The sequence below is a fragment of the Methylobacterium sp. E-012 genome (assembly GCF_057836545.1).
In genome coordinates this window covers 3,629,598-3,656,270 of sequence record NZ_JBYQEY010000001.1, presented here as the reverse complement: position 1 = coordinate 3,656,270, position 26,673 = coordinate 3,629,598, and the positions used below count along the sequence as shown (strand labels likewise).

The window sequence follows — 26,673 nt, the reverse complement described above, 5'->3', positions numbered from 1 at the left end:
GCCCCGGTGCGGCGTTCTGTCTATCCCAATCCGGCGCCAAAGCGCCCCGGCCCTGAACCCATCGCGTGGATCGTCCGTTAAGGCAGCGCCTGTGACTGCGCAGGCAGAAGCCGATTGCCGGAGGTGACGAACGCCGGGCACGAAAGAGCAGGGACGATGGAACAACCCGACGCCTGGCATCAGACGGACCAGCTCGACGCCGCGCCGGGCAAGGGCGATCCGTTCGCCGCGGCGGTGCGCGCCACGCGGATGGCGATGATCATCACCAACCCGCGCCTGCCCGACAACCCGATCGTGTACGTCAACGACGCCTTCCTGCGGATGAGCGGCTACGCGCGGTCCGAGGTGCTCGGCCACAATTGCCGGTTTCTTCAGGGCGCACAGACCGACCACGGCGCCGTCGCCCTGATCCGCGAGGCGGTCGAGGCCCGCACCGATATCGCGATCGACATCCTGAACTATCGCAAGGACGGGACGCCGTTCTGGAACGCGCTCTATCTCAGCCCGGTCGCCGACGAGTCCGGCGAGGTTCTGTTCTTCTTCGCCTCGCAGCTCGACGTCACCGACCGCGTCGACGCGCATATGCAGATCCAGCAGGAGAAGGACCGCTTCGAGGCCGAGGTCGCCAAGCGCACCCGGGACCTGACCGATGCCCTGGCCACGCAGACCATGCTGGTCCACGAGGTCGATCACCGGGTGAAGAACAACCTCCAGATGATCGCGGCGCTGCTGGCCATGCAGACCCGGGCGATCACCGATCCCGCGGCGCGCGCCGCCATGGAGGCGATGCTGACCCGGGTCGAGGCCCTCGGCACGGTCCATCGCCGGCTCTACCAATCCAACAACGTCGAGCGTTTCGACGTGGCCGAGTTCGCCCGCGACCTCGCCAACGACCTGGTCCGCGGCTCCGGCCGCGACCGGATCCGCCTGCACCTGGACCTGGAGACCGTGGAGATCCCGGTCGCCAAGGCGCCGCCGGTGGCGTTGATGATGAACGAGTTGATCACCAACGCCCTCAAGCACGCCTTCCCGGACGACCGCCCGGGGCGGCTCTCGGTGACGGTGGCGCCGGACGGCACGCATGTCACCATCAAGATCGCCGATGACGGTGTCGGCATGCCGGTTCAGGCGATGGAGCAGCGCTCGTTCGGAAAGCGCCTGATCGGCACGCTCTGCCGCCAGCTCAATGCCAGCATCGCCTGGATGACCAATGATCCGGGCACGATCGTCAGCATACGCCTGCCGCGCGAGATGGCCGGCGGTCTGGAGGCCCCGTGACCGAGCCGCTGCGGATCCTCGTCGTCGAGGACGAAGCCCTCATCCTGATGCAGATCGAGATGATGCTGGAGGAGGCCGGCCACAGCGTCGTGGGGACGGCGATGACCGCGGGCGAGGCCATCGCCCTCGTCCACGAGACTCGGCCCGAGCTGGTCCTCATCGACCTGCGCCTCGGGGACGGCTCCTCGGGTCTCGACGTGGCGCATGCCGTGCGCGATCTCGGCGGCATCACGGCCGCGTTCATGACCGCCAACGCCCGGGCGCTCAGCGACGACATGGCGGGGGCGACGGCGGTGATCGCCAAGCCGTTCACCGGCACGGTGCTTGAGGAATCCCTGGCCTATCTGGAGGATTGCGTGCGCCGGCCGCCGCCGGACGCGCTGGTGCCGGCGGGGATGCGGGTCGCGCCGGCCTGGCTCGCGAGCTTCGCCCAGATGCGGGCCTGACCTCGACAGGCGCCGCGCCGCGGGTAGAGTGCCGCCATGCCGAGCCTGACCGTTCCACGCCTCCTCGCCGCCCTGGCCTGCCTGCCGCTCCTGGGATCGGCCGCCCGGGCCGATCCCTGCGACGACCTCGCCCGCCAGATCGCGGGGGCCATCGGAGGCAGGGTCGGCAAGCGGGCCGGCCCGAGCATCGACATCCGCCTCGCCGGCCCGATCAAGTTCGACGTGACCTGCCGGGCCGAGCCGATCGTGCAGGCGACCTCCGCCGAGCCCGCCCCCTCGGCGACCTTCTTCCACGACCTGTCGGCGGCCTCCGAGATCCTGATCGGCGAACCGGCCGCGACCGTCGAGCCGATCATCGCCAACGCCTACCGGACGTCCCTGTCGGAGCGGCGCAAATCGTTCATCCAGCAGAGCGGCTGGTCGGCCTCCTGCTACACCGACCCGGGCAGCACCACGATGCGCACCCTGTGCTCGGTGGGGCGCATCCCGCCGGGATGACGCGCCCTTGACCGGGGGGAGCGCCGGCGGGATCCTCGATCTGCGTCGACTCGGCCCGGGCTGTCCACGATGATCCCATGACGATTCTCGAGACTCCGCCCGTCCACAGGACCGATCCCCACCAAGGATTCTGGGACTTCATCGAGACGCGGCCTGATGAGGAGAAATGGGAACTCATCGGGGGCCAGATCGTGATGCAGGCCCAACCCAACCTCGTTCATCAGTTCATTGCCAGCGCCTTGCAGCGATTTCTCGACGGCGGCCTCAGGCGGATAGGCTCACCACGCGTTACCCTGCAGAATCCCGCCGTCGACCTATGGCCGGTTCGCGAGGGCCATATCTACGTGCCCGACGTTGCGGTTCTCGATCTGGCCGACATCGAGGCCGGATTGAATGCTGTCGAGCGCTGCTACTTGGCCGCCGAGATCCTGTCTCCGAGCGACCACCGCAGGCTTCCCGGCACGCGCCAGAAGAAGATCGACGTCAAGTGCGCCGGCTACGAAGCCCTGCCGCTGTGCGAGGCCGTGCTCCTGATCGAGCTGAAGAGCCCCGCCCTGACCCTATCGGCGCGAACCCGAGAGACCTGGACCCGCACCCGCCTGACCGGGGACGACCGTCTGGTCCTCCCCGGCTTCGGCCTCGACTGCGCGGTGGCCGATCTCTATGCCCGCACGCCCCTCGTGCGGGCGCAGGGCTGATCAGTACTCGATCACGCCGTCCAGCGCGTAATGCTTCACGGTCTTCCGGTTGGCGATCAGCTCGTCCACCGTCGGCTCGCCCTTGAGGGCGCGGGCGATGGCGAGCTTCGTCGCCTCGTAGTTGGTCCTGTAGAGGTCCTTCTGGTCGAGGTTGTCGTCCTCGGCGCAGCGCTGATCGAGCCAGATCATGATGATCATGCACAGCTCGTCGAGGCCGTCCTTGGGCAGGATGCCCTCGATGATGCAGTCCACGATCGCGTCGCCGGTGGCCGCTTGGACCACGCCGCCGAGGAGCTCGGCATACTCGGCCGTGTGGATCGTGACCTTGGTGGTCATCATCGTGGCCGGGCGCACCAGCTGGTTGAGGTCGCGGACCACGAACATCCGGGTGTGGCCCTGGACCTGCCCCATCATCGACGCGAAGGCCTGGCCCACCGGCCCGCGCACGGAACCGATCAGCACCTCCGGCATGGCGTCGGTGTACTGGCCCTCGGCCGCCAGCACCGTGGCCTCGCCCGTACGGAACCAGATCTCTTGCATGTCTCGACTCCACCTGATCGGAGCCCGCGGGAGACATCATCGCGCCGCCCGCGTCAATCGGGTCAGAGCAGGCCGATCCCGTCGAGCACCCCGACCATCGCGAAGGCGATCGTGAGGCCCGAGACGGCGTAGACCACCCACTTGTAGGCGCCGTCCACGCGCTTCCCCTCCGGCAGGGCCCGGGTGGCGAGCAGGATCAGGAGGCCGAGCGCGAGCGGAAGGAGCAGGGCGTTCATCACCTCGACCGCGATGTTGAGCGCCACGAGATTCGGCACGAGCTGCACGGACACCGCGCCGGCCGCCACCACCAGCGCGAAGGCGCCGTAGAAGGCCGGCGCCTCCCGGGGCGATTGCTCCAGGGAATGCGGCTTGCCCGTCACATCGCCAAAACCCCAGGCGAGGGCCAGGGCCACGACGTTCAGCGCCACGAAGGCCGCCGCGATGATCCCGACCCCGAACACCACCTGCCCGAGCCAGGGCCCGAGGGCCGGCGTGAAGGCCCCCGCGAGGTCGCCCACGGTCTGCAGACCGTCCTTCGTGCCCTGCCCGGCCCTGCCGATCGTGGCGGCCGCCGCGATCAGGATCGCGCCCATCACGCATTGCGAGATCACCGCGCCCAGGAGCGTGTCGAGCCGCGAGCGCCGTGCGTGGTCCCAGCCGAGGCCTTTGTCGACGATCGCCGATTGCTGGTAGAAGATCATCCACGGCATGATCACCGCGCCGATATTGGCGGCGATCAGGACCCGGTACTGGCCGTCGCCGAGCGGCATGTGGGCGAAGGATGCCACGATCGCCCCCGGATCCGGCCGCGCCGCCACGGCGAGCCCGATGAAGACCAGCTCGAACAGGCCGACCGCGATCGCCACCCTCTCGACCCGCCGGTAGCTCCCGGTGAACACGAGGCCGAGTAGCAGGGCGGCCGGCAGGCCGAGGCTCACGAGCCGCGGCACCCCGAACAGGTCGCCGATGCCGGCGATGCCGGAGAATTCCGTGACGATGGCGCCGATCCCGGCGACCACGAGGCCGCCAAAGGAAATCCAGGCCCAGACCGGCCCGTAATGCGCCCGGATCAGCTCGCCGTGGCCGCGGCCGGTGGCGGTCCCGAGCCGCACCGTCAGCTCCTGGACGACGTAGAGGATCGGCACCAGCAGGATCTGCAGGAGCAGCAGCGAGTAGCCCCAGCGGGCGCCGCTCTGGGCCGCCGTGATGAGGCTTCCGACATCGGTGTCGGCGAGCATCACCACGAGTCCGGGGCCCGCAGTCTTGAGGAACGCCGCGAGGCGGGGCAGGGAAGCGCTTGGCACGGCTCGGGAACAGTCCCGGGCCGGGGCAGTTCCGGCGGGAGCCTGCGGCGTTTTCCCGGGGCGCACCGGGAGGGTTGAGCGATGGCGGAGAGCGCGGAACGGGGGCCGGGCTGGAGCCTGCAGGCGAGCGCCGTGCCCGAGGGGGTGCGGCTGGAACTCGCCCTGTCGGATCTCGGGGGCGGGCCGGTCACCGCCGCGATCGTGCTGGACCGGGCCGAGGCCCGGGCCTTCGCGCGCGCCCTGCTGGCGGCGGCCGGCGACGCCACCGAGCGCACCTTCCCGAAGCCGGATGCCTGACGCATCCCCCCGGCACCGGTGTCCCGGCCGGCGGGTCAGGGACGCCGGACCCCTCCGGCCCGGCGGATCAGCGCTGGGCGGGCCCCGGATTGCGGCCGGGCAGGCGCGGCACCACCGTGCCCCGCCTCTCGACCGGCGCGTCGCAGGCATAGGCGAACTCGGTCTTCAGCGGATCGAACACGGTCTCGCCGGTGACCCGGCACTCCTCCCGCACGGTCTCGTCGAGATAGGCGCGGGCGGCGGTGCGGAAGCGCTTGACTCGGGTCGCCTCCGGCTCGGGATCGATCCGGACCTCGCTCAGGTTGCAACCGGCATATTCGCGCAGGGCGTTCGAGACGATCAGCATCCGGCGCAGCTGCCGGTTGTCGTAGACCTCGTAGGGCTCCTTGCAGCCGATCGTCACCACCTGGGGGGTGAGCGCCACGTAGTTCCGCGAGATGTACGAGAAGCCGGTGGTGCAGCCGGCGAGCGCCGAGCCCAGGAGGGCGACGCCCAGGGCGAAACGGATGGACCCTGGCGCCGCGAGCTGTCGCATCCTCATCATTCCCAGCCCGATACCGACCCGCCGCCGGAGCCGCCGGTCTTGTCCGGCGGGGCGCCCGGGTGCATTGAAACGGCTCCGCTTGTGCCGTCAATGCGTTTGTGCTCCGCCTCTGCCGCCGGGACACGAGCGTGGCCGTATTACGCTTGCGGAACACTTGCGGAACGTTTAACGTGTTCGCGATTTGTTTCAGCGGCCGCCCTGGGGCGGTCCGCCAAGCCGCGAGGCCCCCTTCGATGCTCACGCGCAAGCAGCTGGACCTTCTGCGGTTCATCCAGAGCCGCATGCAGGAATGCGGCGTTCCCCCGTCCTTCGACGAGATGAAAGACGCCCTCGACCTGAAGTCGAAATCGGGCATCCACCGGCTGATCACGGCCCTGGAGGAGCGCGGTTTCCTGCGCCGCCTCCCGAACCGGGCGCGCGCCATCGAGGTGATCCGCATCCCCGAGAGCCTGCACCGGTCGCCGACCCCGGCCCCCGCCCCCGAGCCGCGCCGCTTCACCCCGAGCGTGGTCGAGGGTGGCAAGTCCAGGCAGCCGTCCCAGCCGTCCCAGCCGGCGGCGACCCGGATGATCGACGACGGCGGCCGGTCCATCTCGATCCCCGTGATGGGCCGGATCGCGGCGGGTACGCCGGTCTCGGCGATCCAGAACCAGAGCCACGCCATCACCCTCTCCCCGGACTTCCTGGCCGGGGGCGAGCACTACGCCCTGGAGGTGCGCGGCGATTCGATGGTCGAGGCCGGAATCCTCGACGGCGACCTCGTGGTGATCCGCAAGCAGGACACCGCCAATACCGGCGACATCATCGTGGCGCTGATCGACGACGAGGAGGCGACGCTCAAGCGCCTGCGGCGCCGCGGCTCCTCGATCGCCCTCGAGGCCGCCAACCCGGCCTACGAGACCCGTGTGCTCGGTCCCGACCGGGTCCAGATCCAGGGCCGGCTCGTCAGCCTCGTGCGCCGCTACTGAAGCGGTTCCGCCGGGGCGTCGGCCGGGGCTTGCGGCACTTCGGATGAGGCCATGCCGCCGGTTCCCTCGGCGGGGAGATCCGCCCCCGGCTCGGAGCCGGCCGGCGGTGCCGCCCGCGGACGCCAGGGCAGCGACCGTCCGTCGCCGCGGGCCGCGCGCATCGTGAACCCGCCCCCGTCGACGCGCAGGGCGACGGCGCCGTGCGCCGCCAGGACCCGGCGGTCGATCACCAGCGGCCCCGTGCAGGTCGGCGGCGCCGTGAGACTCGTGATCACCACGGCGGCCCGGGCGCAATCCTCGGGGAAGGCGCGCCGGTCCCGGATCAGGGCCACCGCCCGTCCGTCCGGCAGAAGCGCCGTACAGCCGAGCCGGTCGCAGCGGCCGCCGGGCCCCGCTCCGGCCGCCCGGTCGGGCCGGCGCCCGTCGCCATCCGCCTTCAGCCATTGTTCCAGCACGAAGCCGGAGGGGCTGCCGAGGGCGGCCAGGCGGCCGTCCGGCCCCCGCACCGCCGCGCCCCAGCCCTGCCGGTCGACGTAGAGGTCCTGCCGGTCCGGAAGGGCCGCGAGGCCGAGCCCGAGCAGGAGGGGCGGCACGGCGAGCCAGCGCAGCCGCGAGGCCGGGAGCGTCGCCAGCAGCAGGCCCGCCGTCATCGCGGCCAGGGCGCCGGTGCCGAAGGCCGGCAGCACCACGGTCGCCCGCTCGAACCCGGCGATCCACGCGGAGATCGCCAGCATGCCGCCGACCGCCTGCCCCATCAGCCACCAGACCGGCCGGTCGAGGGCGAAGGGATAGGCCAGGATCCCGATGACCGCGGACGGCATCACCACCAGCGAGACCAGCGGCAGGGTCAGTGCGTTGCCGACGAGGCCGAACGGCTGGACCGTCTGGAAATGGTAGGTGGCGAAGGGCGCGGTGGCGACCTGCGCCACCAGGGTCGTCGCCAGGGTGCCGGTGACCGCCGACAGCCCGGTGCCGACGAGCCGGCCGATCCGCCCCGCCCCGGGCCGGACGAAGAGGCGCCCGTCGATCAGCCGCGCGCAGGCGATCAGCCCGGCCACCGCCCCGAACGACATCTGGAAGCTGGGGCCGAGCAGGCCCTCCGGCTCCCGCGCCAGGGCGATCAGGGCGGCCAGCGCGAGGTTGCGCATCGACAGGGCCGGCCGGTCGGCGAGGATCGCGCCCAGCATGATCAGGGTCATGATCAGCGAGCGCTCGGCGGCGATGTCCCAGCCCGAGAAGGCGCAGTAGGCGCTCACCCCCACCATGGCGAAGCCGGCCGCGATCTTCTTGATCGGCCAGAACAGCGCGCAATGGGGGACCAGGGCGAGGGCGGCCCGGACCAGCCAGAAGACGACGCCGGCGGCCAGCACCATGTGGAGACCCGAGATCGAGACCACGTGGTAGATGCCGGCGGCGCGCAGCGCATCGTTGGTGGCCGGGCCGATCAGCCCGCGCTTGCCCGTCACCAGGGCGGCCGCCACCGCCCCCGCCTGGCCGCCCTCGGCCCCCGCGATCCGGCGGGTCAGCGCGTTGCGGGCCTCGTCCAGCAGGGCGGCGAGGCGCAGGCGCAGGGGCGGCGGCTCCGCGGGTGCCCGGACCGTGACCGCGCCGACCAGGGAGCCCACCGCGCCGATGCCCTGGAAATAGGCGTCCCGGGCGAAGTCGTAGCCCCCCGGCCGGGCCGCCTCCGGGGGTGGCAGCAACCGGGCGGTCGCCGCGATGGACTCCCCGGGCCGCGGGATCGGCGTCTTGCGGAACGAGACCCGCACCCGGGCCGGCCGCAGCTCCGGCGCGAGCCCGGCAAAACTCTCCACCCGGATCACCAGCCGGGCGCCGACCTCGCGCTCGTCCAGCGCCTCGACCATGCCGGTGAGCGGCCCGATGGTGGTCCGGGCTAGGATCGGCGCGTCGACCTGCGCGACCCGCCAGGTCGCCGCCGCGAAGCCCAGGAACGCGGCCGCCGCCGCCAGGGCCAGGGCCAGGGCCGCCGGCCGCGCGCCCAGGACCGGCACCGGCGCCAGGGCGAGGGCGGCCCCGATCAGCGGGGCGGCCAGGACCGGCTCGCCGTCCGCCGCCGCGAAATAGACCAGGATCCCGGCGCCGAAGGCCACCGCCAGCCAGGGGAACAGGCGGCGCTGCTCGGCCTCCCGGGCGAGGCCCGCGGCGGCCCAGTCGCGCAGCGCCGGGAGCGCCGCCGCGCGCGGGGTGGCCCGCGTCAGCACGCCCCCCGCCAGCCTCGCGCCGATCCGCCGCATTGCCGCCGCCCCGATCCGCGCGATCTGTCGACGCCGGCCCAGCGATTCCCGGCCCGATTCTTAACCCATCCGGCGGCCCGTGCTACAGCCGGCGCTTCGTGCTAGGGCGCCGTGTCGAGCCCCGCGCCGCGCCTTGCGCCCCCTCCCGACCCGCCCCCGAACACACCGGACCGATGTCCTCAGCCGTCGTCACGCGCTTCGCCCCCTCGCCCACCGGCTACCTGCATATTGGCGGGGCCCGCACGGCTTTGTTCAACTGGCTCTATGCCCGCCACACGGGCGGCCGGATGCTGCTGCGCATCGAGGATACCGACCGGGAGCGCTCCACCAAGGGCGCGATCGACGCGATCCTCGACGGCCTCACCTGGCTCGGCCTCGATTGGGACGGGGACGTGATCTTCCAGTTCGCCCGGGCCGAGCGCCACCGGGCGGTGGCCGAGGAGCTGCTGGCCGCGGGCCGCGCCTATCATTGCTACGCCACCGCCGAGGAACTCACGCAGATGCGCGAGACCGCCCGGGCCGAGGGTCGTGCGCCCCGCTACGACGGGCGCTGGCGCGACCGCGACCCGGCCGAGGCCCCCGCCGGGGTCAAGCCGGTGATCCGCCTGCGGGCGCCCCTGGAGGGCGAGACCGTGGTGGAGGACGCCGTCCAGGGCCGGGTGACCTGGGCCAACAAGGATCTGGACGACCTCGTGCTTCTGCGCTCGGACGGCACGCCCACCTACATGCTCGCCGTGGTGGTCGACGACCACGACATGAGCGTCACCCAGATCATCCGCGGCGACGACCACCTCACCAACGCGGCGCGCCAGAGCCAGATCTTCTCGGCCCTGGGCTGGGCGATCCCGAAGATGGCCCATATCCCGCTGATCCACGGGGCCGACGGGGCGAAGCTGTCGAAGCGCCACGGGGCGCTCGGCGTCGAGGCCTATCGCGACCTCGGCTACCTGCCGGCGGCCCTGCGCAACTACCTCGTGCGGCTCGGCTGGAGCCACGGCGACCAGGAGGTGTTCTCCACCGACGAGATGGTCTCGGCCTTCGATCTGGGGTCGGTGGGGCGCTCGGCGGCGCGGTTCGACTTCGCCAAGCTCGCCAACCTCAACGGGCTCTACATCCGCTCCAGCGCCGATGCCGACCTCGTGGCGGCGATCGAGACGATCCTGCCGAATGTCGGGCCCGAGCGCGGCCTCGCGGCGCCCCTGCGGCCAGAGCTGAAGGACAAGCTCACCCAGGCCATGCCGGGCCTGAAGGAGCGGGCCAAAACCCTGATCGAACTCCTCGACAGCGCCTATTATCTCACCGCGCAGCGCCCCCTGACGCTGGACGACAAGGCCCGCGCCCTCCTCTCCGACCAGGGCCGCGCCCGCCTCGCCGGGGTGCGCCCGATGCTCGAAGCGGTGCCCGACTGGAGCGCGGCCTCGACCGAGGGCGCCGTGCGCCACTACGCCGAGACGGCCGGCTGCAAGCTCGGGCAGGTGGCCCAGCCCCTGCGGGCGGCGCTCACGGGGCGGACCACCTCCCCGCCCCTGTTCGACGTCATGGCGGTGCTCGGCCGGGACGAGACCCTGGCCCGCCTCGGCGATCAAGCGCCGCAGGGCTGAGGGTCTCCGCGGCGTGCGGGATGGGACCTGCGGCCTTCGGCCCGGATTTCGCTTGGTCAAATTCGCTTGGCGTCGGGGTCCGGTTGTCACCGACCCCGTTGCTGCTGCAGTGCCGTTTGGGTAACCCATGACAGTGAGCACCCGCAGCATACGGCGCGGTGCTCAGGCCCCCGGGACCGGCTCGGGCAGCCCGAGGCCGGCATCCGCCACGTCGCCACAGAAGGGTCCACGATCCATGAGCGCACCCAGCACCATCACCGTGGACGGCAAGTCGATCGAGCTGCCGGTGAAATCCGGGACGATCGGGCCGGACGTCATCGATATCGGCAAGCTCTACGCCCAGACCGGCGCCTTCACCTTCGACCCGGGCTTCACCTCGACGGCGAGTTGCGAATCGAAGATCACCTACATCGACGGCGACGAGGGCGTGCTGCTCTACCGCGGCTACCCGATCGAGCAGCTCGCCGAGAAGGGCGACTTCCTCGAGACCTGCTACCTGATGCTGTTCGGCAGCCTGCCGACCGCCGCCCAGAAGGCCGATTTCGACTACCGGGTCACGCGCCACACCATGGTGCACGACCAGATGAACCGGTTCTTCACCGGCTTCCGGCGCGACGCGCACCCGATGGCCGTGATGGTCGCCTCGGTGGGGGCGCTCTCGGCCTTCTACCACGACTCGACCGACATCACCGACGAGAGCCAGCGGATGATCGCGTCGATCCGCATGATCGCCAAGATGCCGACACTGGCGGCGATGGCTTATAAATACTCGATCGGCCAGCCCTTCGTCTATCCGAAGAACGATCTCGACTACACCTCGAACTTCCTGCGGATGTGTTACGCGGTGCCGTGCGAGGAATACGAGGTCAACCCGGTCTTCGCCCGGGCGCTGGACAAGATCTTCATCCTGCATGCCGACCACGAGCAGAACGCCTCGACCTCGACGGTGCGGCTCGCCGGCTCCTCGGGCGCCAACCCCTTCGCCTGCATCGCGGCCGGCATCGCCTGCCTGTGGGGCCCGGCCCATGGCGGCGCCAACGAGGCGGCGCTCAAGATGCTGATGGAGATCGGCACCCCCGAGAACGTCGGCAAGTACGTCGCGAAGGCCAAGGACAAGAACGATCCGTTCCGCCTGATGGGCTTCGGCCACCGAGTCTACAAGAACTACGACCCACGCGCCCGGATCATGCAGAGCACCACGCACCAGGTGCTCAAGGAGCTCGGCAAGACCGACGATCCGCTGCTCCACGTCGCCATGGAGCTGGAGCAGATCGCCCTCAAGGACGAGTACTTCATCGAGAAGAAGCTCTACCCGAACATCGATTTCTACTCGGGCATCACCCTCAAGGCGATGGGCTTCCCCACCGACATGTTCACGGTGCTGTTCGCGGTGGCGCGCACGGTCGGCTGGATCGCCCAGTGGGCCGAGATGATCGAGGACCCGATGCAGAAGATCGGCCGGCCGCGCCAGCTCTATGTCGGCCCGGCCCAGCGCGACTACGTGCCGGTCGACGCCCGCGGCTGAGGCGGGACCTGTCCCGGACGACGAGCAGCGGGGCGGCCGAGAGGCCGCCCTTCGCGTTTGCGGAGGCGATCGAGCTTCGCCTGCCCTATCGGCCGCCCTACGATTGGGCGGCGATCCGCGCCTTCCTGGCCAAGCGCGCGATCCCGGGCGTCGAGACGATCGACCCTGCGGCAGCCTACGCCCGCACGATCCGCGTCGCGGGGCGGCACGGCCTCGTGACCGTCGAGTCCGGCGACGGCTGCCTGCAGGCAACGCTCCGCGGCGTCGGGACCAGCGACGCGCCGGCGGTCTCCGCGCGCCTGTGCCGCCTGTTCGATTGCGACGCCGACCCGGCCGCCATTGCCGTCTGCCTGGCCCGGGATCCGGTTCTGGCCCCGCTCGTGGCGGCGCGGCCGGGCTTGCGCTTGCCCGGCGCCTGGGACCCGTTCGAGACCGGCTGCCGGGCGATCCTCGGCCAGCAGGTCTCGGTCGCCGCCGCGATCGGGCTCGCCGGGAAGATGGTGGCGGCCTTCGGGACGCCCCTCGCGGAGCCGTTCGGCGGCCTGACCCACGTCTTTCCCGCACCGGCCGATCTGGTCGAGGCGGATGTCGCCCTGGCGCTCAACATGCCGCGGGCCCGCGGCGCGGCGATCCGGGCGCTGGCCGCGGCGGCGCTGGCCGACCGGGACCTGTTCGCCCCGGCCGAGTCCCTGGAAGCCGCGGTGCTGCGCTTCACGGCGATCCGCGGGATCGGACCCTGGACGGCGCAATACATCGCCATGCGGGCGCTCAAGCTGCCGGACGCCCTGCCGGTGGGCGATGTCGGCCTGCTGCGGGCGCTCGCGACCGCCACCGGACGGCCGAGCGCGGCCGAGCTTCTGGCCCTGGCCGAGGCGTGGCGGCCGTTCCGCGCTTACGCGGCGCAGCACCTCTGGGCGGCGGACGAGGCGGCCGTGACGGGGCGGTGATCGGGGTGCCAATCCCCCCTCCGGCGCCGCCGTCTTTGCGAGCGGAGCGAAGCGATCCAGTCGGCCCCGCGCTGATGGATGCTGCGCTAACCCTGGGTCACTTCGCTGCGCTCATGATGACGGAGGACCGGTTCGCATCGGCGTTCAATCACCATGGTTGTTTGCGGGGTCATGGATGGCGCCATACATTGGGTGCGCGGCACCCGCCGCGGATCCTTTGCCCATGACGACAGCCCAGTTCCTTCTCCTGCTCGCGGTGCCATTTGGTGGCGGCGTGCTGGCCTTCGGCGCGCTCTGGCTCGGCCAGCGTTCGCACTGAGACGGGGTCTGTCCCACCCGCGCCCTCATCGCCTGACGGATCTACACTTCGCCTTTGGGATCCTCGTCCGGCTGCCGAGTATGGCATTCCGGAACTGCCACGCGCGCGCGCTCCCCCCTCTGCGGGGGAGGGTGGCCCCTGCGTCAGCAGGGGTCGGGCCGGGACGAAGTCCCGCACGAGGGGAACCCGGTGTCCGGAAGGGGCGCGACCTTCACATAGCACAGAGCTATGTTCTGCACCGTCGCTCCCCTCTCCCGACCCCCTTCGGGGGCCACCCTCCCCCGCAAAGGGGGGAGGGAGACGCGCGAATCCGGCCTCGTCGAATGAAGATGTGTGAACATTGAGCCCTCATCCTGAGGTGCCGCAGCGGAGCGGAGGCCTCGAAGGAGGCCTCCAGCCAGCCCGTCAGCGATGAGGGGGCCGGTCGGAAGCCCGTCACAATCTCACTTCGCTCAGCGCCCGAACCGTTCGAACTTCGGAAAACTGCGCGCCATCATCAGCCCGACCTCGGCCCGGTGGCCGAGCCACTTCTCCAGCACCGCCGCGTTGGCCAGCCGCCCTTCGGCCGAGCCGTCCTGCCAGGGCAGGCCGTCCGCCAGCTTGAACACGTGCGCGTCGAGCAGCCCGCCGCTGCGGCAGCGCTGGAGGCGGACGCCCTTGCCCCGGGCGAGCTCGGCAACTTCGGCGACCGGGAAGACCAGCAGCAGCTTCTCGGTGTTGACCACCGCCACGTGGTCGCCGTCCGCCGGCACCAGCACGGCCGCCGTGGCGTCGCCGTCCAGGCCGAGCACGCTCTTGCCCTTGCGGGTGTTGGCCACCAGCGCGTCGGCCGGCGCCACGAAGCCGCGCCCGTCCGAGCCCGCGATCAGCAGCTTGGTCTCCGGCCGGTAGGGCAGAGCCGCCACGATCTCGGTGCCGTCGTCGAGGTCGGCCATCAGCCGCACCGGGTCGCCGAAGCCGCGCCCGCCCGGCAGCTTCGAGGCCTCCAGGGTGAACACCTTGCCGTTCGTGGCGAGCAGCAGGATTTTCTGGGTGGTCTCGGTGGGGAAGGCGATCTTCAGGCTGTCGTCGCCCTTGAACGCCACCCCCGAGAGGTCGGCGACGTGGCCCTTGAGCGCCCGGATCCAGCCCTTGGTGGAGACGATCACGGTGATCGGCTCGCGCTCCACCAGGGCCGCCGTGAAGTCGATGCCGCCGACATCCGGCGGGCTCGCCAGCGTCGTGCGGCGCTTGCCCAGCTTGGTCTCCGGCCCGAACGTCTTCTTCACGGCGCGGATCTGCGCCTGGATCGTCTTCCACTGCGCCGGCTCGGAGGCGAGCAGATCATCGATCTCGGCCTTCTCGGCGGTGAGCGCCTCGAACTCGCGCTTCAGCTCCATCTCCTCCAGCTTGCGCAGGGAGCGCAGGCGGGTGTCGAGGATCGCGTTGGCCTGGAGTTCGGTCAGCTCGAACCGAGCCATGAGGGCGGCCTTGGGCTCGTCCTCCTCGCGGATGATCCGGATCACCTCGTCGAGGTCGAGGTAGACGATCAGCAGGCCGCCCAGGATCTCCAGGCGGCGGTCGATCTGGCCGAGGCGATAGCGCGAGCGGCGCTGCAGCACCACGCGGCGGTGGTCGACCCATTCCCGCAGGCACTCGACGAGCCCGATCACCTTCGGCACGAGGCCGCCGACCAGGACGTTGAGGTTGAGCGGGATCCGGGCCTCCAGCTCGGTGAGCCGGAACAGCGATTCCATCAGGATCACCGGATCGACCGTGCGCGAGCGCGGCTCCAGCACCACGCGCACGTCCTCGGCCGATTCGTCGCGCACGTCGGCCAAGAGCGGCAGCTTCTTCTCCTGGAGGAGTTCGGCCATCTTCTCGATCAGCCGTCCCTTCGGGATGCCGTAGGGGATCTCGGTGACGACGATGTTCCAGGTGCCGCGGCCGAGATCCTCCTTGGTCCAGCGGGCGCGGACCCGGAAGGCGCCGCGGCCGGTCCGGTAGGCCTCGGCGATCGACTCGGCCGAATCGACCAGGATGCCCCCCGTGGGGAAGTCCGGCCCCTGCACGAATTTGGCGAGATGCGCCGAGGTCGCCTCGGGATGGTTGATCAGGTAGAGCGCCGCGTCGCAGAGTTCGGCGGCGTTGTGCGGCGGGATCGAGGTCGCCATGCCGACCGCGATGCCCTGGCTGCCGTTGGCGAGCAGGTTCGGGAAGGCCGCCGGCAGAACGACCGGCTCCTCCTTCTCGCCGTTGTAGGAGGGCCGGAAATCGACCGTGTCCTCGTCGATCCCGTCGAGGAGCAGGCGGGCGACCTCGGTGAGCCGGGCCTCGGTGTAGCGGTAGGCGGCGGGGCCGTCGCCGTCGATGTTGCCGAAATTGCCCTGCCCGTCGACCAGCGGGTAGCGCTGGGCGAAGTCCTGGGAGAGCCGCACCAGGGCGTCGTAGATCGCCTGGTCGCCGTGCGGGTGGAAGTCGCCCATCACGTCGCCGACGATCTTGGCGCATTTCTTGTGCGCCGTATTCGGATCGAGGCGCAGCAGCCGCATCCCGTAGAGGATCCGCCGGTGCACGGGCTTCAGCCCGTCGCGGGCATCCGGCAGGGCCCGGTGCATGATCGTGGACAGGGCGTAGGCGAGGTAGCGCTCTTCGAGCGCGGATTTCAGCTCGACGCTCTCGATCCCGTCGCCGGATGGCGGCTCGAAGGGCTGGCCCATGACGGCTCCTCAATGCAACGTTTCGAACGCCCGGCGTTTCGCCCCCGGGGCCGTGCGGAAAGGCCCGGATGACGGATCCGCCGCGGTCACCCGCCGGCGTGGCGGATCTGGAGGCGGGGCTTGGCCGGAATGCCCCGGCCGAACGGGTTCGAACAGAACAGGAACATTACCCGGCCTCGCGACCGAGCGCAACGAATCGCGCCCGCTCCTCGGGGGGGGCGAGGCCGCGCGGGCCCCAGACGTGCCGGTCGAGGAAGTACCCCGTCAAGGTAAACCCTTGGGCAACGCCGTCCGGCCCCGGCGATCCGCCCGCGTGCAGGAAGGTGGGGAGGGCGAGCAGCCGATCGCGAAAAGGCTCGCCGGCCGAGGCGCTGACCGCCCGGCCGCTCCGGGGCGACACGTAGGCCAGGGCGTCATTGCCGCCGGTGGCGGCGCAGGCGGTCAGGTCGAGGCCGAAGCCGAGCTCCGACAGGATCTCCAGCTCGAAGCGCACCATCAGGGGCGGCGCGATGGCCGGATCGTCGAGGTGCTCGACCAGGATCCCGGCCGCCGCATAGAGCGCCGGGTGCGGGTCGCGCTCGGGGAGGAGCCGCAGCAGGGCCGCCAGGTGGCCGATCCCGTAGAGGGCGAGCCCCGACCCGATCAGGCGCGAGACCTGCGAGTCGAGGGGCTCCACCGCGTAGGCGCCGAGACCCTCGTCGAGGCGCGCCCGCCAGGTCAGACGGACCCGGTTGCCGGGCTGGAGCACCGGCTGCATCCGGCGCGAGCGCCCGCCATGCACGAGCCCGAGATGGCGCCCGTGCGCCTCGGTCATCGCCTCCAGGATGACGCCGCTCTCCCCGTGCCGGCGTGAGCCCAGCACCAGCGCGTCGTCGGTCCATTGCATCGGGGTCACATCACCGGCGGGCAGGGTCGGGATCGCGGCCTCCGTGAGCCGCGTCGAGGCCGTCATATAAGATGCCGTTGCCCGGATCCCGAGCCGTGGTCGGGATCCGTGAGGTCCGGCGGCCGTGCCGCCTTTGCGCGGCCGGCGGGGGGCGGTAGCTTGGCCGCGGAGAATCGCCCGCATGCCGTCTCGCGCCGTCCTGGCTCTCGCCGCCCTGATAATCGCCTCGGCCGCCGCGCTGGCCGCCCCCAAGGCGACGAAGCCGCCCGCCGCCGAGGACGCGCCCTCCCCGGCCCTCAAGGCGCGGATCGCCGCCCTGGCCCTGAGGCAGGTCGAATTCGGTTCGGTCTCGCTGCTGCCGGTGCGGTTCGAGGGCAGCCGGCTCGCCGGCCCGGTCGCGGATGGCGGCCGGACGATCTACTGCGTGTCGAGCCGGATGAGCGGCCGGACCTTCGGCAAGCCCGAGCGGCCCAAGGCGGTGATGCACTACCAGGCCGACCGGCTGGAGGTGATCGACGACGACGAGGTCTGCACCGGCCATCGCAGCCAACCCTTCCCGGAACTGGACGCGCTCGGCAACGCCCGGTGAGCCGGCCGCGTTGACCGCCATGTCCCCGATGCCGGCACGCACCCTCGACCTCAGCCTCGACCTGATCGCCCGCGCCCATTCCGTCCCGGTGCCCGATGATCCGAGCGCCCTCGACCTCCTGAGCGACGCGGAACTGCGCCCGGGGCTGGAGGCGATCGTCGCGGGGCGCGCGGGCCGCGACATCTGGGTCTTCGCCTACGGCTCCCTGATGTGGCGCCCGGAATTCCCCGTGGCCGAGCGCCGGCTCGGGACCGTGCGCGGCTTCCACCGGCGCTTCTGCCTGCTCCAGCGCCGATTCCGCGGAACGCCGGAGCGGCCGGGCTTCGTCCTGGCGCTCGACCGCGGTGGCCTGTGCCGGGGCGTCGCGTTCCGCCTGCCCGGGACGGAGATCCGCACGGCGCTGATGCCGGTCTGGCGGCGGGAGATGCGCGGCCGGGGCTACGTCGCCCGCTGGCTGCCGGTGCAGACCGAGGCCGGGACCGTCCCGGCGCTGACCTTCCTGGCCAACCGCGCCAGCGAGCGCTACGCCGGCCGCCTCTCCGACGCCGAGATCGCGGAAAAAATCGCCGTCGCCTGCGGGCATGCCGGCCCGAGCGCCGAGTACCTGTTCCGCACCGTCGAGGCCTGCGAGCGGCTCGGCATCCGCGACCGGCACCTGTGGAGCCTCCAGGCCCTGGTGGCCGCCCGGCTCAGGGCCTGCGCGGCGCCGGCCTGACCCTCACGACCAGGCCCGCTTCATGGCGATCACCACGCGGCCACCCGCCTGCTCGGTATCCGGGTTGCGCGGCTCGCGGATGCCCGGCGCACGCCCGGTCGTGACGTAGACGACGAGGGTCAGGGCCAGGAGGATCTTGATGCGCATCGCGACGCTCAGGGTTGAGCGGGCGTGCATAGGATCGATCGGTTTGTACGGAGTTTCCGCCGGGCTCACAGGTTGCGGTTGTGGGCCGTTCCCGCGAGCATGGTGAACGAAGGGTTGCGGCCGGGCCGCGATCGTCCGGAGCATCATCCCGAAAGGTGGTTTCCGGCTTTCGGAAACAGATGATGCCGAACCAGAGATCTCGCGCATCATCCCGAAAGGTGGTTTCCGGCTTTCGGAAACAGATGATGCCGAACCAGAGACCGCGCGCATCATCCCGAAAGGTGGTTTCCGGCTTTCGGAAAAATGATGCGGAATCAAGGACCTGCGGCATCGTACCGGGTCCGATTGTCGGGACGGTGCTGGAGCGCATCGTCCTGGTTCCGATGTCCAGGACGATGCGCTATGCCGCCGGCCCGGGTTTCCCACGGGTGGAGGACAGGATGCGGCTCAGGATCGGCGTGGCTCTGGCGATTCTGGTGGTTGCGGTCGCTGTGCTCGTGGCGGGTCCCTGGCCGCACGGCGTCCGGCTCTCGGACGTCCTGACCGGAGGCACCCCCGTCCTGCCCGATGGGTCGCGGCCGGTGGCGGGATTCATGGAACTCTCCGGCCATGCCACCTTCGGCGCCGGCCAGCATCCGGCCACCCTGCGGCTCGCCTGCGATCCGGCCGGATCCGGCCTGTCGGCGGTGCTGACGGTCCCGCACGTCGCGGCAGCGGCGGAGGGCTTCGATGTCGCCGGCCTGGAGGGGGACGGACATGCGGCGCCGCTCACCGGCATCCTGGTCGCGAATGCCGGCGGCGTCCGGTCCGTGCGGATGCCGGCGCAGGGCGCGGAAACGCGCGATCCCGACACGGGCTTCAGCCTGACGGTGGCTGGCTCCCGCCGGGGCGAGGATCCCCTGCGCGGCGTCACCCTCGCCCTGACCCAGGCCGGCACGCGGTTGACCTGGACACAGGCGAGCCCGCGCGCCGGGGATCAGACCCTGACGGCGGGTTTTTCGGTCGCGGACAGTGACGCGGCGGCGCTGAGGACGGCGCTCGGCGGCTGCCTCGCGGTGCCGCCGCTTTAGGGGGCGTAGCCGGGTCCGGCGTCGCCGGACCCGCGGTGATCAGCGCCCCTTCTTGTAGAGCTTGCTGGCGATCTCGAAGATCTCCTCCGGCGCGTAATCCGGCGCGAAGGCGCCGTAATTGCCGTCGAGTTCCGGGATCTTGCCGCCCTCGGGATAGCCGTCGACCACTTCGAGGTTGCCCGGCGGGTCCCCCGGCAGCGCCACCTCGTCGTTCGACCAGACGCCGGCGGCTTCCTGGTAATCCGCCTCGCTGAAGGTGTAGAGGCGCCGGTGCTTGCCCTCGTCGAGGTACTTCTGACACTCGGGCACCCGCGACAGGTCGATGTTCGGGGTCGGCAGCATCTTCTCGATCTCGACGCCGGTCAGCTTCTTCAACGCCAGCGCGTAGGCGTGGGCGTGCAGGGATCCGCGCACCAGCAGGTAGGCGCAGACTTCCCGGCCGGTCGGCTCGATCATGGTCTCGTAGACCCGCAGCTTGTGGATGCGCGCGCCGCATTCCAGGTGGAAGTTGTGCAGCAGGTCGATGATCAGGTTCCCGGTCGTCGTCACCATGTCCATGTTCCAGGACGCGGCGTTGGCGTTCATCGGCATCGCGCCGCCGCCATTCGCCAGGAAGCTGCCGGCGAGGCGGACATCCTGCATCTCGGCGAAGGGCGCCTTGGAGATATCGACGTCCTTGGCCGGGTTGCCCGGGCCGTTGTTCAGCATGGCGATGCCGGTCGAGACCAGCTCGACATGGCCGATTTCCTCGGCAAAAATGCTCGACACGAGGCTGTAGAATGGCCGCAGCTTGGTCTTGTTGCGGAAATTGAAGCTCTGGAACATGTAGTTCCCGAGGGTCGACATCTCGCCATACTTGCCACCGAGCAGTTCCTGCAGGGCGGCGGCTGCGTTGGGCTCCGGCTTCTTCGGCTCCGGCAGATCCGTCAGCAGGCGGTCGATCTTCATGAACATGCGGAAAGCTCCGTTTGCGCGAGACGCGCATAGGGCTTACCGGCGAGGCCGCCACATGTTCCGGTTGTAACCGTCGATCTTCGCCCCCGGGGCCGGTCCATGACGCCGCGGCGGTCCGGGCGCGACGCGGCGCAGCCGTGCGGATTCCCATGATGGCGCGGACCGCCGGAAGCCCGCCAACCTCAACGACGATCGCCCGCAGGCCATCGCCTTCCGGGCCTCGGCCCCGAAACCCCGGGCGGTCGGCGGCGCGGGCGTCGGCCAAAAACAAACCACGCGGCGCGCGTTCGGTGCGCCGCGTGGTTCGGGTGGTCACTCTGCAGCGTTCCGAACCGACCCTGCCGAACAAGCGGCAAGGTCGGGCCGTCAGTCACTGCCCTCGCTGTCGGATCTCAGTACGAGCCGAACTTGTAGTTCAGGCCGGCGCGGATGACGGCGAACTCGTCGGAGCGGCGGCCGAGGGTGTTGTACGCCACCGGGAAGTTGGTGGCGGCGTTGATGACGAACGCGCCCTGGTTGCGGGTGTTGCGGTCGAGGTTGACGTACAGGCCTTCGACCTTGAGCGTCACGGCCGAGGAGCGGAAGAAGTTCAGGAACGAGTCGGTCGGGAGGGCGTACTCCATGCCGCCGCCGACCGCGTAGCCGGTGCGGAAGCTGTCGTTGCCGGCGTAGCCGCCGAAGGAGCGGTCGGCGCTGCCCGAGCCGTAGGCGAAGCCGCCGGTGCCGTACACCAGCACGCGGTCGAAGGCGTAGCCGAGGCGGCCGCGGACGGTACCGAAGTAGTCGAGGCTCGACAGGCCGCGCGGGTCGGTGACGTAGTAGCCGGGGGCCAGGCCGCCGACCAGCAGGGCGTTGTTCCGGCTGCGGCCGAAGTCGAGGTACTGGGCGTCGGCCTCGATGCCGACCACCACGCCCGAGCCCGGGGTGAACTGGACGTTGTAGCCGACCTGGGCGCCGCCCGAGAAACCTTCCTGGTTGCGCTGGCCGAAATAGGCCGTCGTGCCGTTGCCGTACGGGGCCGGGACGGCGAAGCTCGAGGTGTTGTTGCTGCTGGCGTCGAACGCGTAGCCGGCGTTGATACCGAAATAGGCGCCCGTCCAGGTGAACACCGGCACGGGGGTGAACACCGGCGGCGGCGCGGCGCGGCGCGGCAGGTCGGCGGCCGAGGCGGCGCCGGTCAGGAGGGCCGTGGCGGCGCTCGCGAGAAGAAGCTTCTTGATCATCTGGTCCTCTGTCTCCCGTTGGGCGGGATGTGTACCCGATCACAGAACGACAGGTTGCGGCCGCGCGATAGTGCAGCGCTGCAACAGCGCGAAGTGATGTTTTCGGGCGGCCGATAATCCCGTGCGCTGCGGCACATTCCCGATGAAAGTGCCGCGATGCCGGTATTCCAGATGATTCCGTGAACAAGAAGCCCCGCCGCGCGAAGGCGTGCGGGGCTTGAGTTCGCTCGTGAACGTTCCCAGGACCAACCAGGAAGCTTCCCGGTGCGTTAGACCGCACCGGGTGACGGCCCGCAAGCCCACGCGGCGCGGCAGAAAGCGGTTACCCTTAACCGACGCCCGGTTGCGATCGTGCCCGCCGTCGAACGCCCGGAGTCCCGGCGGGTCGCCGCCGCGTTCCACCGGGACCTCACGTCAATCTTCCGCGGGTCGGACCGGCCGGCGCCTGAACATGACCAGTGATCGCCGGGGCTCATCCGCCGCCGACAATTGTGGCTCATCTCGGCGACCCGCGGTTTATGCCCTTGGCCGATGGGGTTTCAGCAGTGCAGGGTCGCGCCGAACCGACGAATCGCGGGGTAAATCACGCGTCCTCGCACGATCTGGCGCCGGCACAGCCCGCGCCCGGGCGGAGCGACCGGCCTGTGGAGAAGCGGCAGATATCGAGCGTGAGCGAGCGGACCGCCCGGCATCAGCGGATCGTGGCGCCCCTCCCCGGCCCGTATCCGGCGCTGCGGTCACGATCCCGGGACACGCGCATCAACCCGGTCGCGCGGCCGTTGATGGCGGCTTGCGCGCGGGGGCCATCCTGTGGTGACCCTGTCGGCATGGTGCCGCCGCGATTCCCCGTCCGAGCCGGTCCCGGGCGTGGCCCGGGCGTGCCGTGCCTGCGGGCCTAGCGCGCCGATGTTCGGCTTCTCCCTCAATGCCACCGAACCCGACAGCATCGCGCACATCATCCAGGTGGCGCTCGCCCCCGCCTTCCTGCTCTCGGCGCTGGCGACGCTGCTCAACGTGTTCTCGACTCGCCTGGGCCGGATCTCCGACAAGGTCGACGCCCTCTCGGCCGAGGCCGCCCGGGCGACGACCGCCGAGGCCGCCCGCCTGTCCCGCCGGCTGACCTTCCTGCGGCGGCGCTCCTTCGTGCTCGACGTGGCCGTCGCCCTGGCCTCGCTCGGGAGCTGCCTGATCGGCCTGGCCGTGCTGACGCTGTTCGTCGGGGCGCTGCGCGACGGCGCCGCCGCGTCGATCCTGTTCGCGTGCTTCGGGGCGGCCCTGGTCTGCACCGTCGCGGCGATCACCGCCTTCATGACCGAGATCCTGATGGCCGGTCGCGGCGTGCGCGACGAGGTCGACCGCCATCAGGAACAGGCGCACGCGCGGCGGTGACGCCGCCGGCCCCGCACCCGGCGCCGTGTGCGCTCCGATCCCGTCCGCGCCGCCGCTGGCCGTGTTTCGATTGCATCTTGGCGGGAACCGGGCCTTAATCGGCTCGGTGCTTCATGTCGCCGCACGCGACGTCCGAGGGTTCCGTCATGACGATCGCGATCCTGGTGGCCCTCCTGGCCGGAGCTCTCTCCCTTGGCGTCCTGTCGTCGGTCGCGCCGTTCCGGCGTCGCGAAGAGATCGAGCTGGATGACGGTGGCCCGCTCGACGATGCGCTCTTCGATCCGGCCGGTCCGGTGATCGATCTGGAGCCGCGTCGCTAGAGCCTCGTCCCGACAGGCGGCTGCCGGCTTTCGGACCAAGACGAGGCCAATCAGAAACTCAGCACCTCGTGCCGCTGTCGATATCCGGCATGATGCGGCGGACGCGGCCGGGCCGGCGCTCTCCGCGGCGGCGTTACGATTCGGTCTCGGGCGCCCCCGCCCCGGAGGGCGTGTTCTTCTGCCCGGACCAGACGATCCGGCCGGCCGCGTCCCTCAGGGCCGCCGAGCCCGAACGGCCGGAGAGGAGCTGCGCGAATCGGGCCTTCGCGTCGGCCACGGCCGCGGCCTCGGAGGGCGCGCGGATCTGCTCGTCGTGGATGATGATGCCGCTGGCGCTCTCCCGGTGCACGACGCAGTGCAGCCGATAGGGCGCCGGCGGTGGGGGCGCGGCCATGGCGATCTCGGGACCGGCTGACGGCACCTACGCGGCGACCGGGCCGCCGGGCGCCGAGGATCCCCCGTCCCGGCTCGCGAAGACACAGCCCGACACGTACACCTCCCCAGTCGACCCTTGGGACAGATGGCATATCAGAAATATCCGGCCCGAAAACGCGCGCCCGAGATCGGTCTTTCCCCCGGCCGATCCGGTTCCAGCCCCGCAGACCCGGTCGCGAGTGCGTTCCGCCGCAGGGGATGCCGGTTCGGCGCAGGAACGCACGTTTTGACCCGGAGCCGGAGCCGTTCCCCGTCGCAACGCGACCGGGAACGGCCCTCGCGCATCGTCCGGGATATCGGAACCCGGACGATGCGCGTGGTCTTCGGTTTCGCGTCATCGCTCCGGAAGCCGGAAACCACCGTTCGGCCTGATGCTTTACCGGCGCCGATGCGTGTGCCGCTCGACCACCCGCTGCCGATGCGTCGGCAGGCCGAGCCCGCGGGCGGGCGCCGTCCGGAGGCCGGCGGGGCGGGGCGCGGGCAGCAATTCCGGCGGGGCCCTGGGTGTCTCCACCACGACGGCCTCCAGAACCATCGGCCGTACCGGTCGCGCGGGGCGCGTCGGCCGCGCCGCGAGGGTCCCGAGGGCCCAGAGGCCGAGGCAGAGCAGGCCGACCAGGATCCCGTCCCCGGACGGCTCCGCGCGGCACATCAGGATCCCGGTGCCGGTGAGGGCGGCGGCGGCCGCGAAGAGCCGCGGTGTCGGATCGCCGGAAATCATGCCGCAGCCTCCGCGCTTCGTGCTGAATTCCCCTCGACGAGGCCGCTGCACGTGTTGTCAGCGGCCCGGCGCGCCGGACCTGTCCCCAGGCCGGCGCAGAACGCTCCCGCCTCAGCCGGCCAGGCTGGATGGCGGCTGCCACGCGACCCCGGGATGCTCGCGAATGTCGCCCGCCCTGGTCCCGGTATCGGCATCGCTCGTCCAGTCGCCGGGCTCCGCGATGGCGGCGATCTCGGCCTCCGGATAGGCCGCCGTCAGGAACAGGCGCGCCTCGCCCTCGGCCTCCGCCCTGACCGTGACGAGGGGCTTCTGTCCCCGGGCGTCGCGCACCTGCGCGATGAACAGCTTGGTCATGATCCCTCTCAGGCCTCCACTTCCTCGACGTGAAGGCCGCCGGCCCGCAGGTGGGGCGGGATGCCGGCACGGTCGCGGTAACCGGCCGCGTGGGCCATCGCGTCCAGGGCCGTCAGGGAATCGAGCGCTGCGCCGATCCAGAGGATGACACCCGTCGCCGCCTGCATGATCCGGAAGACCTTCACGCCACACTCGCGTCCGCACAGCCCCATTGGTCGGACAAGCTCGGCGCCCGCCCGGCTGTTCCCGGTCGAAACGGTCGCGACGAACGATTGTGCCAACGCCGCCGAAGCGGCTCGCCCCGGAACGGGCCCGGCCGGCCGGCGTTGTTCGGCCCGAGCCGGCGGCTGCCGGTGGTTTCAAGGTCATCGCCGGCTGCAGCCGGCACGGTGAGACCCGATCGGGACGGAGCATCATGACCAGCCGCACCGTCCCGTCCGCCCTGCTCGCCCGCGTCGCCGGCTCCGCCGGACTGGCCGTCGCGCCGCGCACGCCCAACGGCAGCACCGGCAATGGCGCCATGGGCAGCGACGCAGCGCCCGGCGGCCGGTAACGCGCCGTTAACCATGACCACCGAAACCCCGGGGCCTCACGACCGTGCAACTTTCCCGTCCCGCAGCCGTCCGGCTCGCGGGACGTCTCGTATCCGGCCCGTCGTCCCGGATGGCCGCAGGCGCGGCACCCCTCGGCGCGCAACGCGCTCACGGGTCGAGGGCGTCGTCATCGCCGTGATCGCCGGCTTTCGGAACCAGGCGAAGCCCCCGCGCTGTCCGGGTCCGCATTCGATCACCGGCGGGGCATCGTCTCTTCCTCTTTTCTTTAAAGCCGCATCTCCTGTAAGAGGCGCGGCCGGACGAGTACTCGAACACGGGGGTGTACGACACGGGTGATGCGATCGAACTCAGTTCTCCGGCTCGAGGATGAGCGGCCAGGTCTTCATCAGGCGGCGGCCTGGCGCGAGGCCGTCGCGCCGTTCTGGACCTTCGCGATCCGGAAGGAAGATCTCGCGGATTTCCGCGGCCGGTCGCATGTCCAGCACCTCGGCAATGCGATCTTCTGCCGTGCCGGCGCCTCGGGCCTGCGCTTCACCCGCGAACGCGTCCTCGTGGCCCGCATGGGGGTCGATCACATCCTGGCCCATGTCCGCCTCTCCGGACGGTCCCGGATCGAGGCCGGCGGCGGCGAGCGGGATTGCGGCCCGGGCGACATCTGCCTGCTCGACCTATCGCGGCCGCTCTCCGCCTGCTCCACGGACTACGAGGCCCTGACGGTGGTGCTGCCGCGCGGGCTCTTCGGCGCGCATCAGGGCGGGCTCGATTCCCTCCACGGTCGGGTGATCCCGGGCGCGAGCCCGTTCGGCCGGATGCTGAACGATCATCTGCGCGCCCTCGCCGCGCACGCCCCCGGCTTCTCGGAGCCGGAGGCCGCGGCGGCCGCGCAGGCGACCGCTTTGCTGCTCGGCACGGCGGCCTCCGGCCTGCCCGGCGCGGGGCCGGCCGGCCGAGACCCGGACAGCGCCCCGCTCCGCCTCGCCCTCCGCCGGTTCATCGAGGCCGAGCTGGCCGCCCCCGACCTGAACGCCGAGACGCTCGGGCGGCGGTTCGGCCTCTCGCGCAGCGCCCTGTACCGCCTGTTCGTCCCGCTCGGGGGCGTGTCCGGCTACATCCGTCAGCGTCGGCTCGCCCGCGCCTACCGCGACCTCGCCGCGGGCGGCGGGCGCGGCGCCCGCATCTCGGAGGTGGCGTATCGCTGGGGGTTCGAGAGCCCCGCACATTTCGCCCAGGCCTTCCGGGCCGCGTATGGCCACGCCCCCCGGGACCTCCGGACCCGGCCCGAGGCCCCCGCGGACGCGGCCCCGACCGAGGCCTGGACGGATTTCTACGGCTGGGTCCTCAGGCTGGCGGCCTGAAGCGCAGGCCCGTGCGGAGCCCGCGTCGGGACAGGCCCCTTG

29 protein-coding genes are annotated in these 26,673 nt (G+C 71.2%); 16 read left to right on the top strand and 13 right to left on the bottom strand.

What is annotated here, in order from left to right:
• Nucleotides 1–156: 156 nt before the first annotated feature.
• The 4 genes from AC3IF1_RS17740 to AC3IF1_RS17725 all read left to right on the top strand — a co-directional run bounded on the left by AC3IF1_RS17740 (nt 157) and on the right by AC3IF1_RS17725 (nt 2,920).
• Nucleotides 157–1,278, top strand: coding sequence for a histidine kinase dimerization/phosphoacceptor domain -containing protein (locus AC3IF1_RS17740; protein ID WP_489218678.1), 1,122 nt, complete (start codon nt 157–159; stop codon nt 1,276–1,278).
• Entirely contained in the window at nt 1,275–1,724 is a 450-nt protein-coding gene (locus AC3IF1_RS17735) for a response regulator (RefSeq protein ID WP_243968709.1), read from the top strand. The genes AC3IF1_RS17740 and AC3IF1_RS17735 overlap by 4 nt, the downstream gene beginning before the upstream one ends.
• A gap of 36 nt (nt 1,725–1,760) precedes the next feature.
• Nucleotides 1,761–2,222 carry a hypothetical protein gene (locus AC3IF1_RS17730; protein WP_489218677.1) on the top strand — a complete coding sequence of 154 codons (462 nt, stop codon included), beginning with the start codon at nt 1,761–1,763 and terminating at the stop codon, nt 2,220–2,222.
• Between the two features lie 77 nt (nt 2,223–2,299).
• The gene (locus tag AC3IF1_RS17725) at nt 2,300–2,920 is read left to right on the top strand and encodes a Uma2 family endonuclease (protein WP_489218676.1); all 621 of its coding nucleotides are present in this window, start codon (nt 2,300–2,302) and stop codon (nt 2,918–2,920) included.
• Here the strand turns inward: AC3IF1_RS17725 and fae are convergent, their stop codons facing one another.
• The gene (gene fae / locus AC3IF1_RS17720) at nt 2,921–3,460 is read right to left on the bottom strand and encodes a formaldehyde-activating enzyme (RefSeq protein ID WP_020092273.1); all 540 of its coding nucleotides are present in this window, start codon (nt 3,458–3,460) and stop codon (nt 2,921–2,923) included.
• Nucleotides 3,461–3,522: 62 nt separating this feature from the next.
• Complete coding sequence (locus AC3IF1_RS17715; protein WP_489218674.1) at nt 3,523–4,764, bottom strand: NRAMP family divalent metal transporter; 1,242 nt, start codon at nt 4,762–4,764, stop codon at nt 3,523–3,525.
• An 81-nt stretch (nt 4,765–4,845) separates the two neighbouring features.
• Between AC3IF1_RS17715 and AC3IF1_RS17710 the strand changes: the two genes are divergently transcribed.
• The gene (locus AC3IF1_RS17710) at nt 4,846–5,061 is read left to right on the top strand and encodes a hypothetical protein (protein WP_489218673.1); all 216 of its coding nucleotides are present in this window, start codon (nt 4,846–4,848) and stop codon (nt 5,059–5,061) included.
• 67 nt (nt 5,062–5,128) lie between these two features.
• Here the strand turns inward: AC3IF1_RS17710 and AC3IF1_RS17705 are convergent, their stop codons facing one another.
• A complete protein-coding gene (locus AC3IF1_RS17705; RefSeq protein WP_489218672.1) occupies nt 5,129–5,596 on the bottom strand; it encodes a hypothetical protein in 468 nt (155 codons plus the stop codon).
• A 242-nt stretch (nt 5,597–5,838) separates the two neighbouring features.
• On the opposite strand from AC3IF1_RS17705, the gene lexA reads away from it, so the two are divergent.
• Nucleotides 5,839–6,573, top strand: a complete 735-nt coding sequence (gene lexA, locus AC3IF1_RS17700) for a transcriptional repressor LexA (RefSeq protein ID WP_489218671.1) — start codon at nt 5,839–5,841, stop codon at nt 6,571–6,573.
• On the opposite strand, the gene AC3IF1_RS17695 is transcribed toward lexA, so the two are convergent.
• Nucleotides 6,567–8,828 carry a ComEC/Rec2 family competence protein gene (locus AC3IF1_RS17695; RefSeq protein ID WP_489218670.1) on the bottom strand — a complete coding sequence of 754 codons (2,262 nt, stop codon included), beginning with the start codon at nt 8,826–8,828 and terminating at the stop codon, nt 6,567–6,569. The two genes, lexA and AC3IF1_RS17695, sit on opposite strands and share 7 nt — an antisense overlap.
• Before the next feature lie 173 nt (nt 8,829–9,001).
• Here AC3IF1_RS17695 and gltX point away from each other — a divergent pair, with 173 nt between their 5' ends.
• The 3 genes from gltX to AC3IF1_RS17680 all read left to right on the top strand — a co-directional run bounded on the left by gltX (nt 9,002) and on the right by AC3IF1_RS17680 (nt 12,901).
• Complete coding sequence (gltX, locus tag AC3IF1_RS17690) at nt 9,002–10,429, top strand: glutamate--tRNA ligase (RefSeq protein WP_489218669.1); 1,428 nt, start codon at nt 9,002–9,004, stop codon at nt 10,427–10,429.
• Between the two features lie 235 nt (nt 10,430–10,664).
• Nucleotides 10,665–11,954 carry a citrate synthase gene (gene gltA, locus AC3IF1_RS17685; RefSeq protein WP_489218668.1) on the top strand — a complete coding sequence of 430 codons (1,290 nt, stop codon included), beginning with the start codon at nt 10,665–10,667 and terminating at the stop codon, nt 11,952–11,954.
• Between the two features lie 68 nt (nt 11,955–12,022).
• Nucleotides 12,023–12,901, top strand: coding sequence for a DNA-3-methyladenine glycosylase family protein (locus AC3IF1_RS17680; protein ID WP_489220411.1), 879 nt, complete (start codon nt 12,023–12,025; stop codon nt 12,899–12,901).
• Between the two features lie 771 nt (nt 12,902–13,672).
• On the opposite strand, the gene parC is transcribed toward AC3IF1_RS17680, so the two are convergent.
• Entirely contained in the window at nt 13,673–15,919 is a 2,247-nt protein-coding gene (gene parC / locus AC3IF1_RS17675; protein ID WP_489218667.1) for a DNA topoisomerase IV subunit A, read from the bottom strand.
• 166 nt (nt 15,920–16,085) lie between these two features.
• On the bottom strand, nt 16,086–16,805 hold the full coding sequence (gene recO, locus AC3IF1_RS17670) for a DNA repair protein RecO (RefSeq protein WP_489220410.1): 720 nt from the start codon (nt 16,803–16,805) through the stop codon (nt 16,086–16,088).
• A 181-nt stretch (nt 16,806–16,986) separates the two neighbouring features.
• Between recO and AC3IF1_RS17665 the strand changes: the two genes are divergently transcribed.
• Nucleotides 16,987–17,394: a hypothetical protein gene (locus AC3IF1_RS17665; protein WP_489218666.1), complete on the top strand. Its 408-nt coding sequence runs from the start codon at nt 16,987–16,989 to the stop codon at nt 17,392–17,394.
• 28 nt (nt 17,395–17,422) lie between these two features.
• Nucleotides 17,423–18,109, top strand: a complete 687-nt coding sequence (locus AC3IF1_RS17660) for a gamma-glutamylcyclotransferase (RefSeq protein WP_489220409.1) — start codon at nt 17,423–17,425, stop codon at nt 18,107–18,109.
• Nucleotides 18,110–18,112: 3 nt separating this feature from the next.
• Here the strand turns inward: AC3IF1_RS17660 and AC3IF1_RS17655 are convergent, their stop codons facing one another.
• The gene (locus tag AC3IF1_RS17655) at nt 18,113–18,286 is read right to left on the bottom strand and encodes a hypothetical protein (protein ID WP_489218665.1); all 174 of its coding nucleotides are present in this window, start codon (nt 18,284–18,286) and stop codon (nt 18,113–18,115) included.
• A gap of 410 nt (nt 18,287–18,696) precedes the next feature.
• Between AC3IF1_RS17655 and AC3IF1_RS17650 the strand changes: the two genes are divergently transcribed.
• Nucleotides 18,697–19,326, top strand: a complete 630-nt coding sequence (locus AC3IF1_RS17650) for a hypothetical protein (RefSeq protein WP_489218664.1) — start codon at nt 18,697–18,699, stop codon at nt 19,324–19,326.
• 39 nt (nt 19,327–19,365) lie between these two features.
• On the opposite strand, the gene AC3IF1_RS17645 is transcribed toward AC3IF1_RS17650, so the two are convergent.
• Together AC3IF1_RS17645 and AC3IF1_RS17640 are read right to left on the bottom strand one after the other, a co-directional pair.
• Entirely contained in the window at nt 19,366–20,280 is a 915-nt protein-coding gene (locus AC3IF1_RS17645) for a manganese catalase family protein (protein ID WP_243968331.1), read from the bottom strand.
• 392 nt (nt 20,281–20,672) lie between these two features.
• Entirely contained in the window at nt 20,673–21,503 is an 831-nt protein-coding gene (locus AC3IF1_RS17640) for an outer membrane protein (protein ID WP_489218663.1), read from the bottom strand.
• 906 nt (nt 21,504–22,409) lie between these two features.
• Here AC3IF1_RS17640 and AC3IF1_RS17635 point away from each other — a divergent pair.
• A complete protein-coding gene (locus tag AC3IF1_RS17635) occupies nt 22,410–22,892 on the top strand; it encodes a DUF2721 domain-containing protein (RefSeq protein WP_243972818.1) in 483 nt (160 codons plus the stop codon).
• A gap of 146 nt (nt 22,893–23,038) precedes the next feature.
• Nucleotides 23,039–23,212: a hypothetical protein gene (locus tag AC3IF1_RS17630; protein WP_243972820.1), complete on the top strand. Its 174-nt coding sequence runs from the start codon at nt 23,039–23,041 to the stop codon at nt 23,210–23,212.
• A 133-nt stretch (nt 23,213–23,345) separates the two neighbouring features.
• Here AC3IF1_RS17630 and AC3IF1_RS17625 read toward each other — a convergent pair whose 3' ends face one another.
• The 4 genes from AC3IF1_RS17625 to AC3IF1_RS17610 form a co-directional block, all read right to left on the bottom strand.
• Complete coding sequence (locus AC3IF1_RS17625; RefSeq protein WP_489218662.1) at nt 23,346–23,606, bottom strand: hypothetical protein; 261 nt, start codon at nt 23,604–23,606, stop codon at nt 23,346–23,348.
• A 417-nt stretch (nt 23,607–24,023) separates the two neighbouring features.
• The gene (locus tag AC3IF1_RS17620) at nt 24,024–24,368 is read right to left on the bottom strand and encodes an energy transducer TonB (RefSeq protein ID WP_489218661.1); all 345 of its coding nucleotides are present in this window, start codon (nt 24,366–24,368) and stop codon (nt 24,024–24,026) included.
• Nucleotides 24,369–24,479: 111 nt separating this feature from the next.
• Complete coding sequence (locus AC3IF1_RS17615) at nt 24,480–24,722, bottom strand: hypothetical protein (RefSeq protein WP_243972824.1); 243 nt, start codon at nt 24,720–24,722, stop codon at nt 24,480–24,482.
• A gap of 8 nt (nt 24,723–24,730) precedes the next feature.
• Nucleotides 24,731–24,907 (bottom strand): hypothetical protein, encoded by a 177-nt coding sequence (locus AC3IF1_RS17610; RefSeq protein ID WP_243972825.1) that lies wholly within the window; start codon nt 24,905–24,907, stop codon nt 24,731–24,733.
• A 230-nt stretch (nt 24,908–25,137) separates the two neighbouring features.
• On the opposite strand from AC3IF1_RS17610, the gene AC3IF1_RS17605 reads away from it, so the two are divergent.
• Both AC3IF1_RS17605 and AC3IF1_RS17600 read left to right on the top strand, forming a co-directional pair.
• On the top strand, nt 25,138–25,275 hold the full coding sequence (locus AC3IF1_RS17605) for a hypothetical protein (RefSeq protein ID WP_243972826.1): 138 nt from the start codon (nt 25,138–25,140) through the stop codon (nt 25,273–25,275).
• A gap of 336 nt (nt 25,276–25,611) precedes the next feature.
• Entirely contained in the window at nt 25,612–26,631 is a 1,020-nt protein-coding gene (locus tag AC3IF1_RS17600) for a helix-turn-helix domain-containing protein (protein WP_489218660.1), read from the top strand.
• The last annotated feature ends 42 nt before the right edge of the window (nt 26,632–26,673 follow it).

Coding starts and splice junctions, on each gene's coding strand:
- AC3IF1_RS17740 (WP_489218678.1), top strand. CDS start 157: ATGGAACAACCCGACGCCTGGCATCAGACGGACCAGCTCGACGCCGCG.
- AC3IF1_RS17730 (WP_489218677.1), top strand. CDS start 1,761: ATGCCGAGCCTGACCGTTCCACGCCTCCTCGCCGCCCTGGCCTGCCTG.
- AC3IF1_RS17725 (WP_489218676.1), top strand. CDS start 2,300: ATGACGATTCTCGAGACTCCGCCCGTCCACAGGACCGATCCCCACCAA.
- fae (WP_020092273.1), bottom strand. CDS start 3,460: ATGCAAGAGATCTGGTTCCGTACGGGCGAGGCCACGGTGCTGGCGGCC.
- AC3IF1_RS17710 (WP_489218673.1), top strand. CDS start 4,846: ATGGCGGAGAGCGCGGAACGGGGGCCGGGCTGGAGCCTGCAGGCGAGC.
- AC3IF1_RS17705 (WP_489218672.1), bottom strand. CDS start 5,596: ATGCGACAGCTCGCGGCGCCAGGGTCCATCCGTTTCGCCCTGGGCGTC.
- lexA (WP_489218671.1), top strand. CDS start 5,839: ATGCTCACGCGCAAGCAGCTGGACCTTCTGCGGTTCATCCAGAGCCGC.
- AC3IF1_RS17695 (WP_489218670.1), bottom strand. CDS start 8,828: ATGCGGCGGATCGGCGCGAGGCTGGCGGGGGGCGTGCTGACGCGGGCC.
- gltX (WP_489218669.1), top strand. CDS start 9,002: ATGTCCTCAGCCGTCGTCACGCGCTTCGCCCCCTCGCCCACCGGCTAC.
- gltA (WP_489218668.1), top strand. CDS start 10,665: ATGAGCGCACCCAGCACCATCACCGTGGACGGCAAGTCGATCGAGCTG.
- parC (WP_489218667.1), bottom strand. CDS start 15,919: ATGGGCCAGCCCTTCGAGCCGCCATCCGGCGACGGGATCGAGAGCGTC.
- recO (WP_489220410.1), bottom strand. CDS start 16,805: ATGCAATGGACCGACGACGCGCTGGTGCTGGGCTCACGCCGGCACGGG.
- AC3IF1_RS17665 (WP_489218666.1), top strand. CDS start 16,987: ATGCCGTCTCGCGCCGTCCTGGCTCTCGCCGCCCTGATAATCGCCTCG.
- AC3IF1_RS17660 (WP_489220409.1), top strand. CDS start 17,423: ATGCCGGCACGCACCCTCGACCTCAGCCTCGACCTGATCGCCCGCGCC.
- AC3IF1_RS17655 (WP_489218665.1), bottom strand. CDS start 18,286: ATGCACGCCCGCTCAACCCTGAGCGTCGCGATGCGCATCAAGATCCTC.
- AC3IF1_RS17650 (WP_489218664.1), top strand. CDS start 18,697: ATGCGGCTCAGGATCGGCGTGGCTCTGGCGATTCTGGTGGTTGCGGTC.
- AC3IF1_RS17645 (WP_243968331.1), bottom strand. CDS start 20,280: ATGTTCATGAAGATCGACCGCCTGCTGACGGATCTGCCGGAGCCGAAG.
- AC3IF1_RS17640 (WP_489218663.1), bottom strand. CDS start 21,503: ATGATCAAGAAGCTTCTTCTCGCGAGCGCCGCCACGGCCCTCCTGACC.
- AC3IF1_RS17635 (WP_243972818.1), top strand. CDS start 22,410: ATGTTCGGCTTCTCCCTCAATGCCACCGAACCCGACAGCATCGCGCAC.
- AC3IF1_RS17630 (WP_243972820.1), top strand. CDS start 23,039: ATGACGATCGCGATCCTGGTGGCCCTCCTGGCCGGAGCTCTCTCCCTT.
- AC3IF1_RS17625 (WP_489218662.1), bottom strand. CDS start 23,606: ATGGCCGCGCCCCCACCGCCGGCGCCCTATCGGCTGCACTGCGTCGTG.
- AC3IF1_RS17620 (WP_489218661.1), bottom strand. CDS start 24,368: ATGATTTCCGGCGATCCGACACCGCGGCTCTTCGCGGCCGCCGCCGCC.
- AC3IF1_RS17615 (WP_243972824.1), bottom strand. CDS start 24,722: ATGACCAAGCTGTTCATCGCGCAGGTGCGCGACGCCCGGGGACAGAAG.
- AC3IF1_RS17605 (WP_243972826.1), top strand. CDS start 25,138: ATGACCAGCCGCACCGTCCCGTCCGCCCTGCTCGCCCGCGTCGCCGGC.
- AC3IF1_RS17600 (WP_489218660.1), top strand. CDS start 25,612: ATGCGATCGAACTCAGTTCTCCGGCTCGAGGATGAGCGGCCAGGTCTT.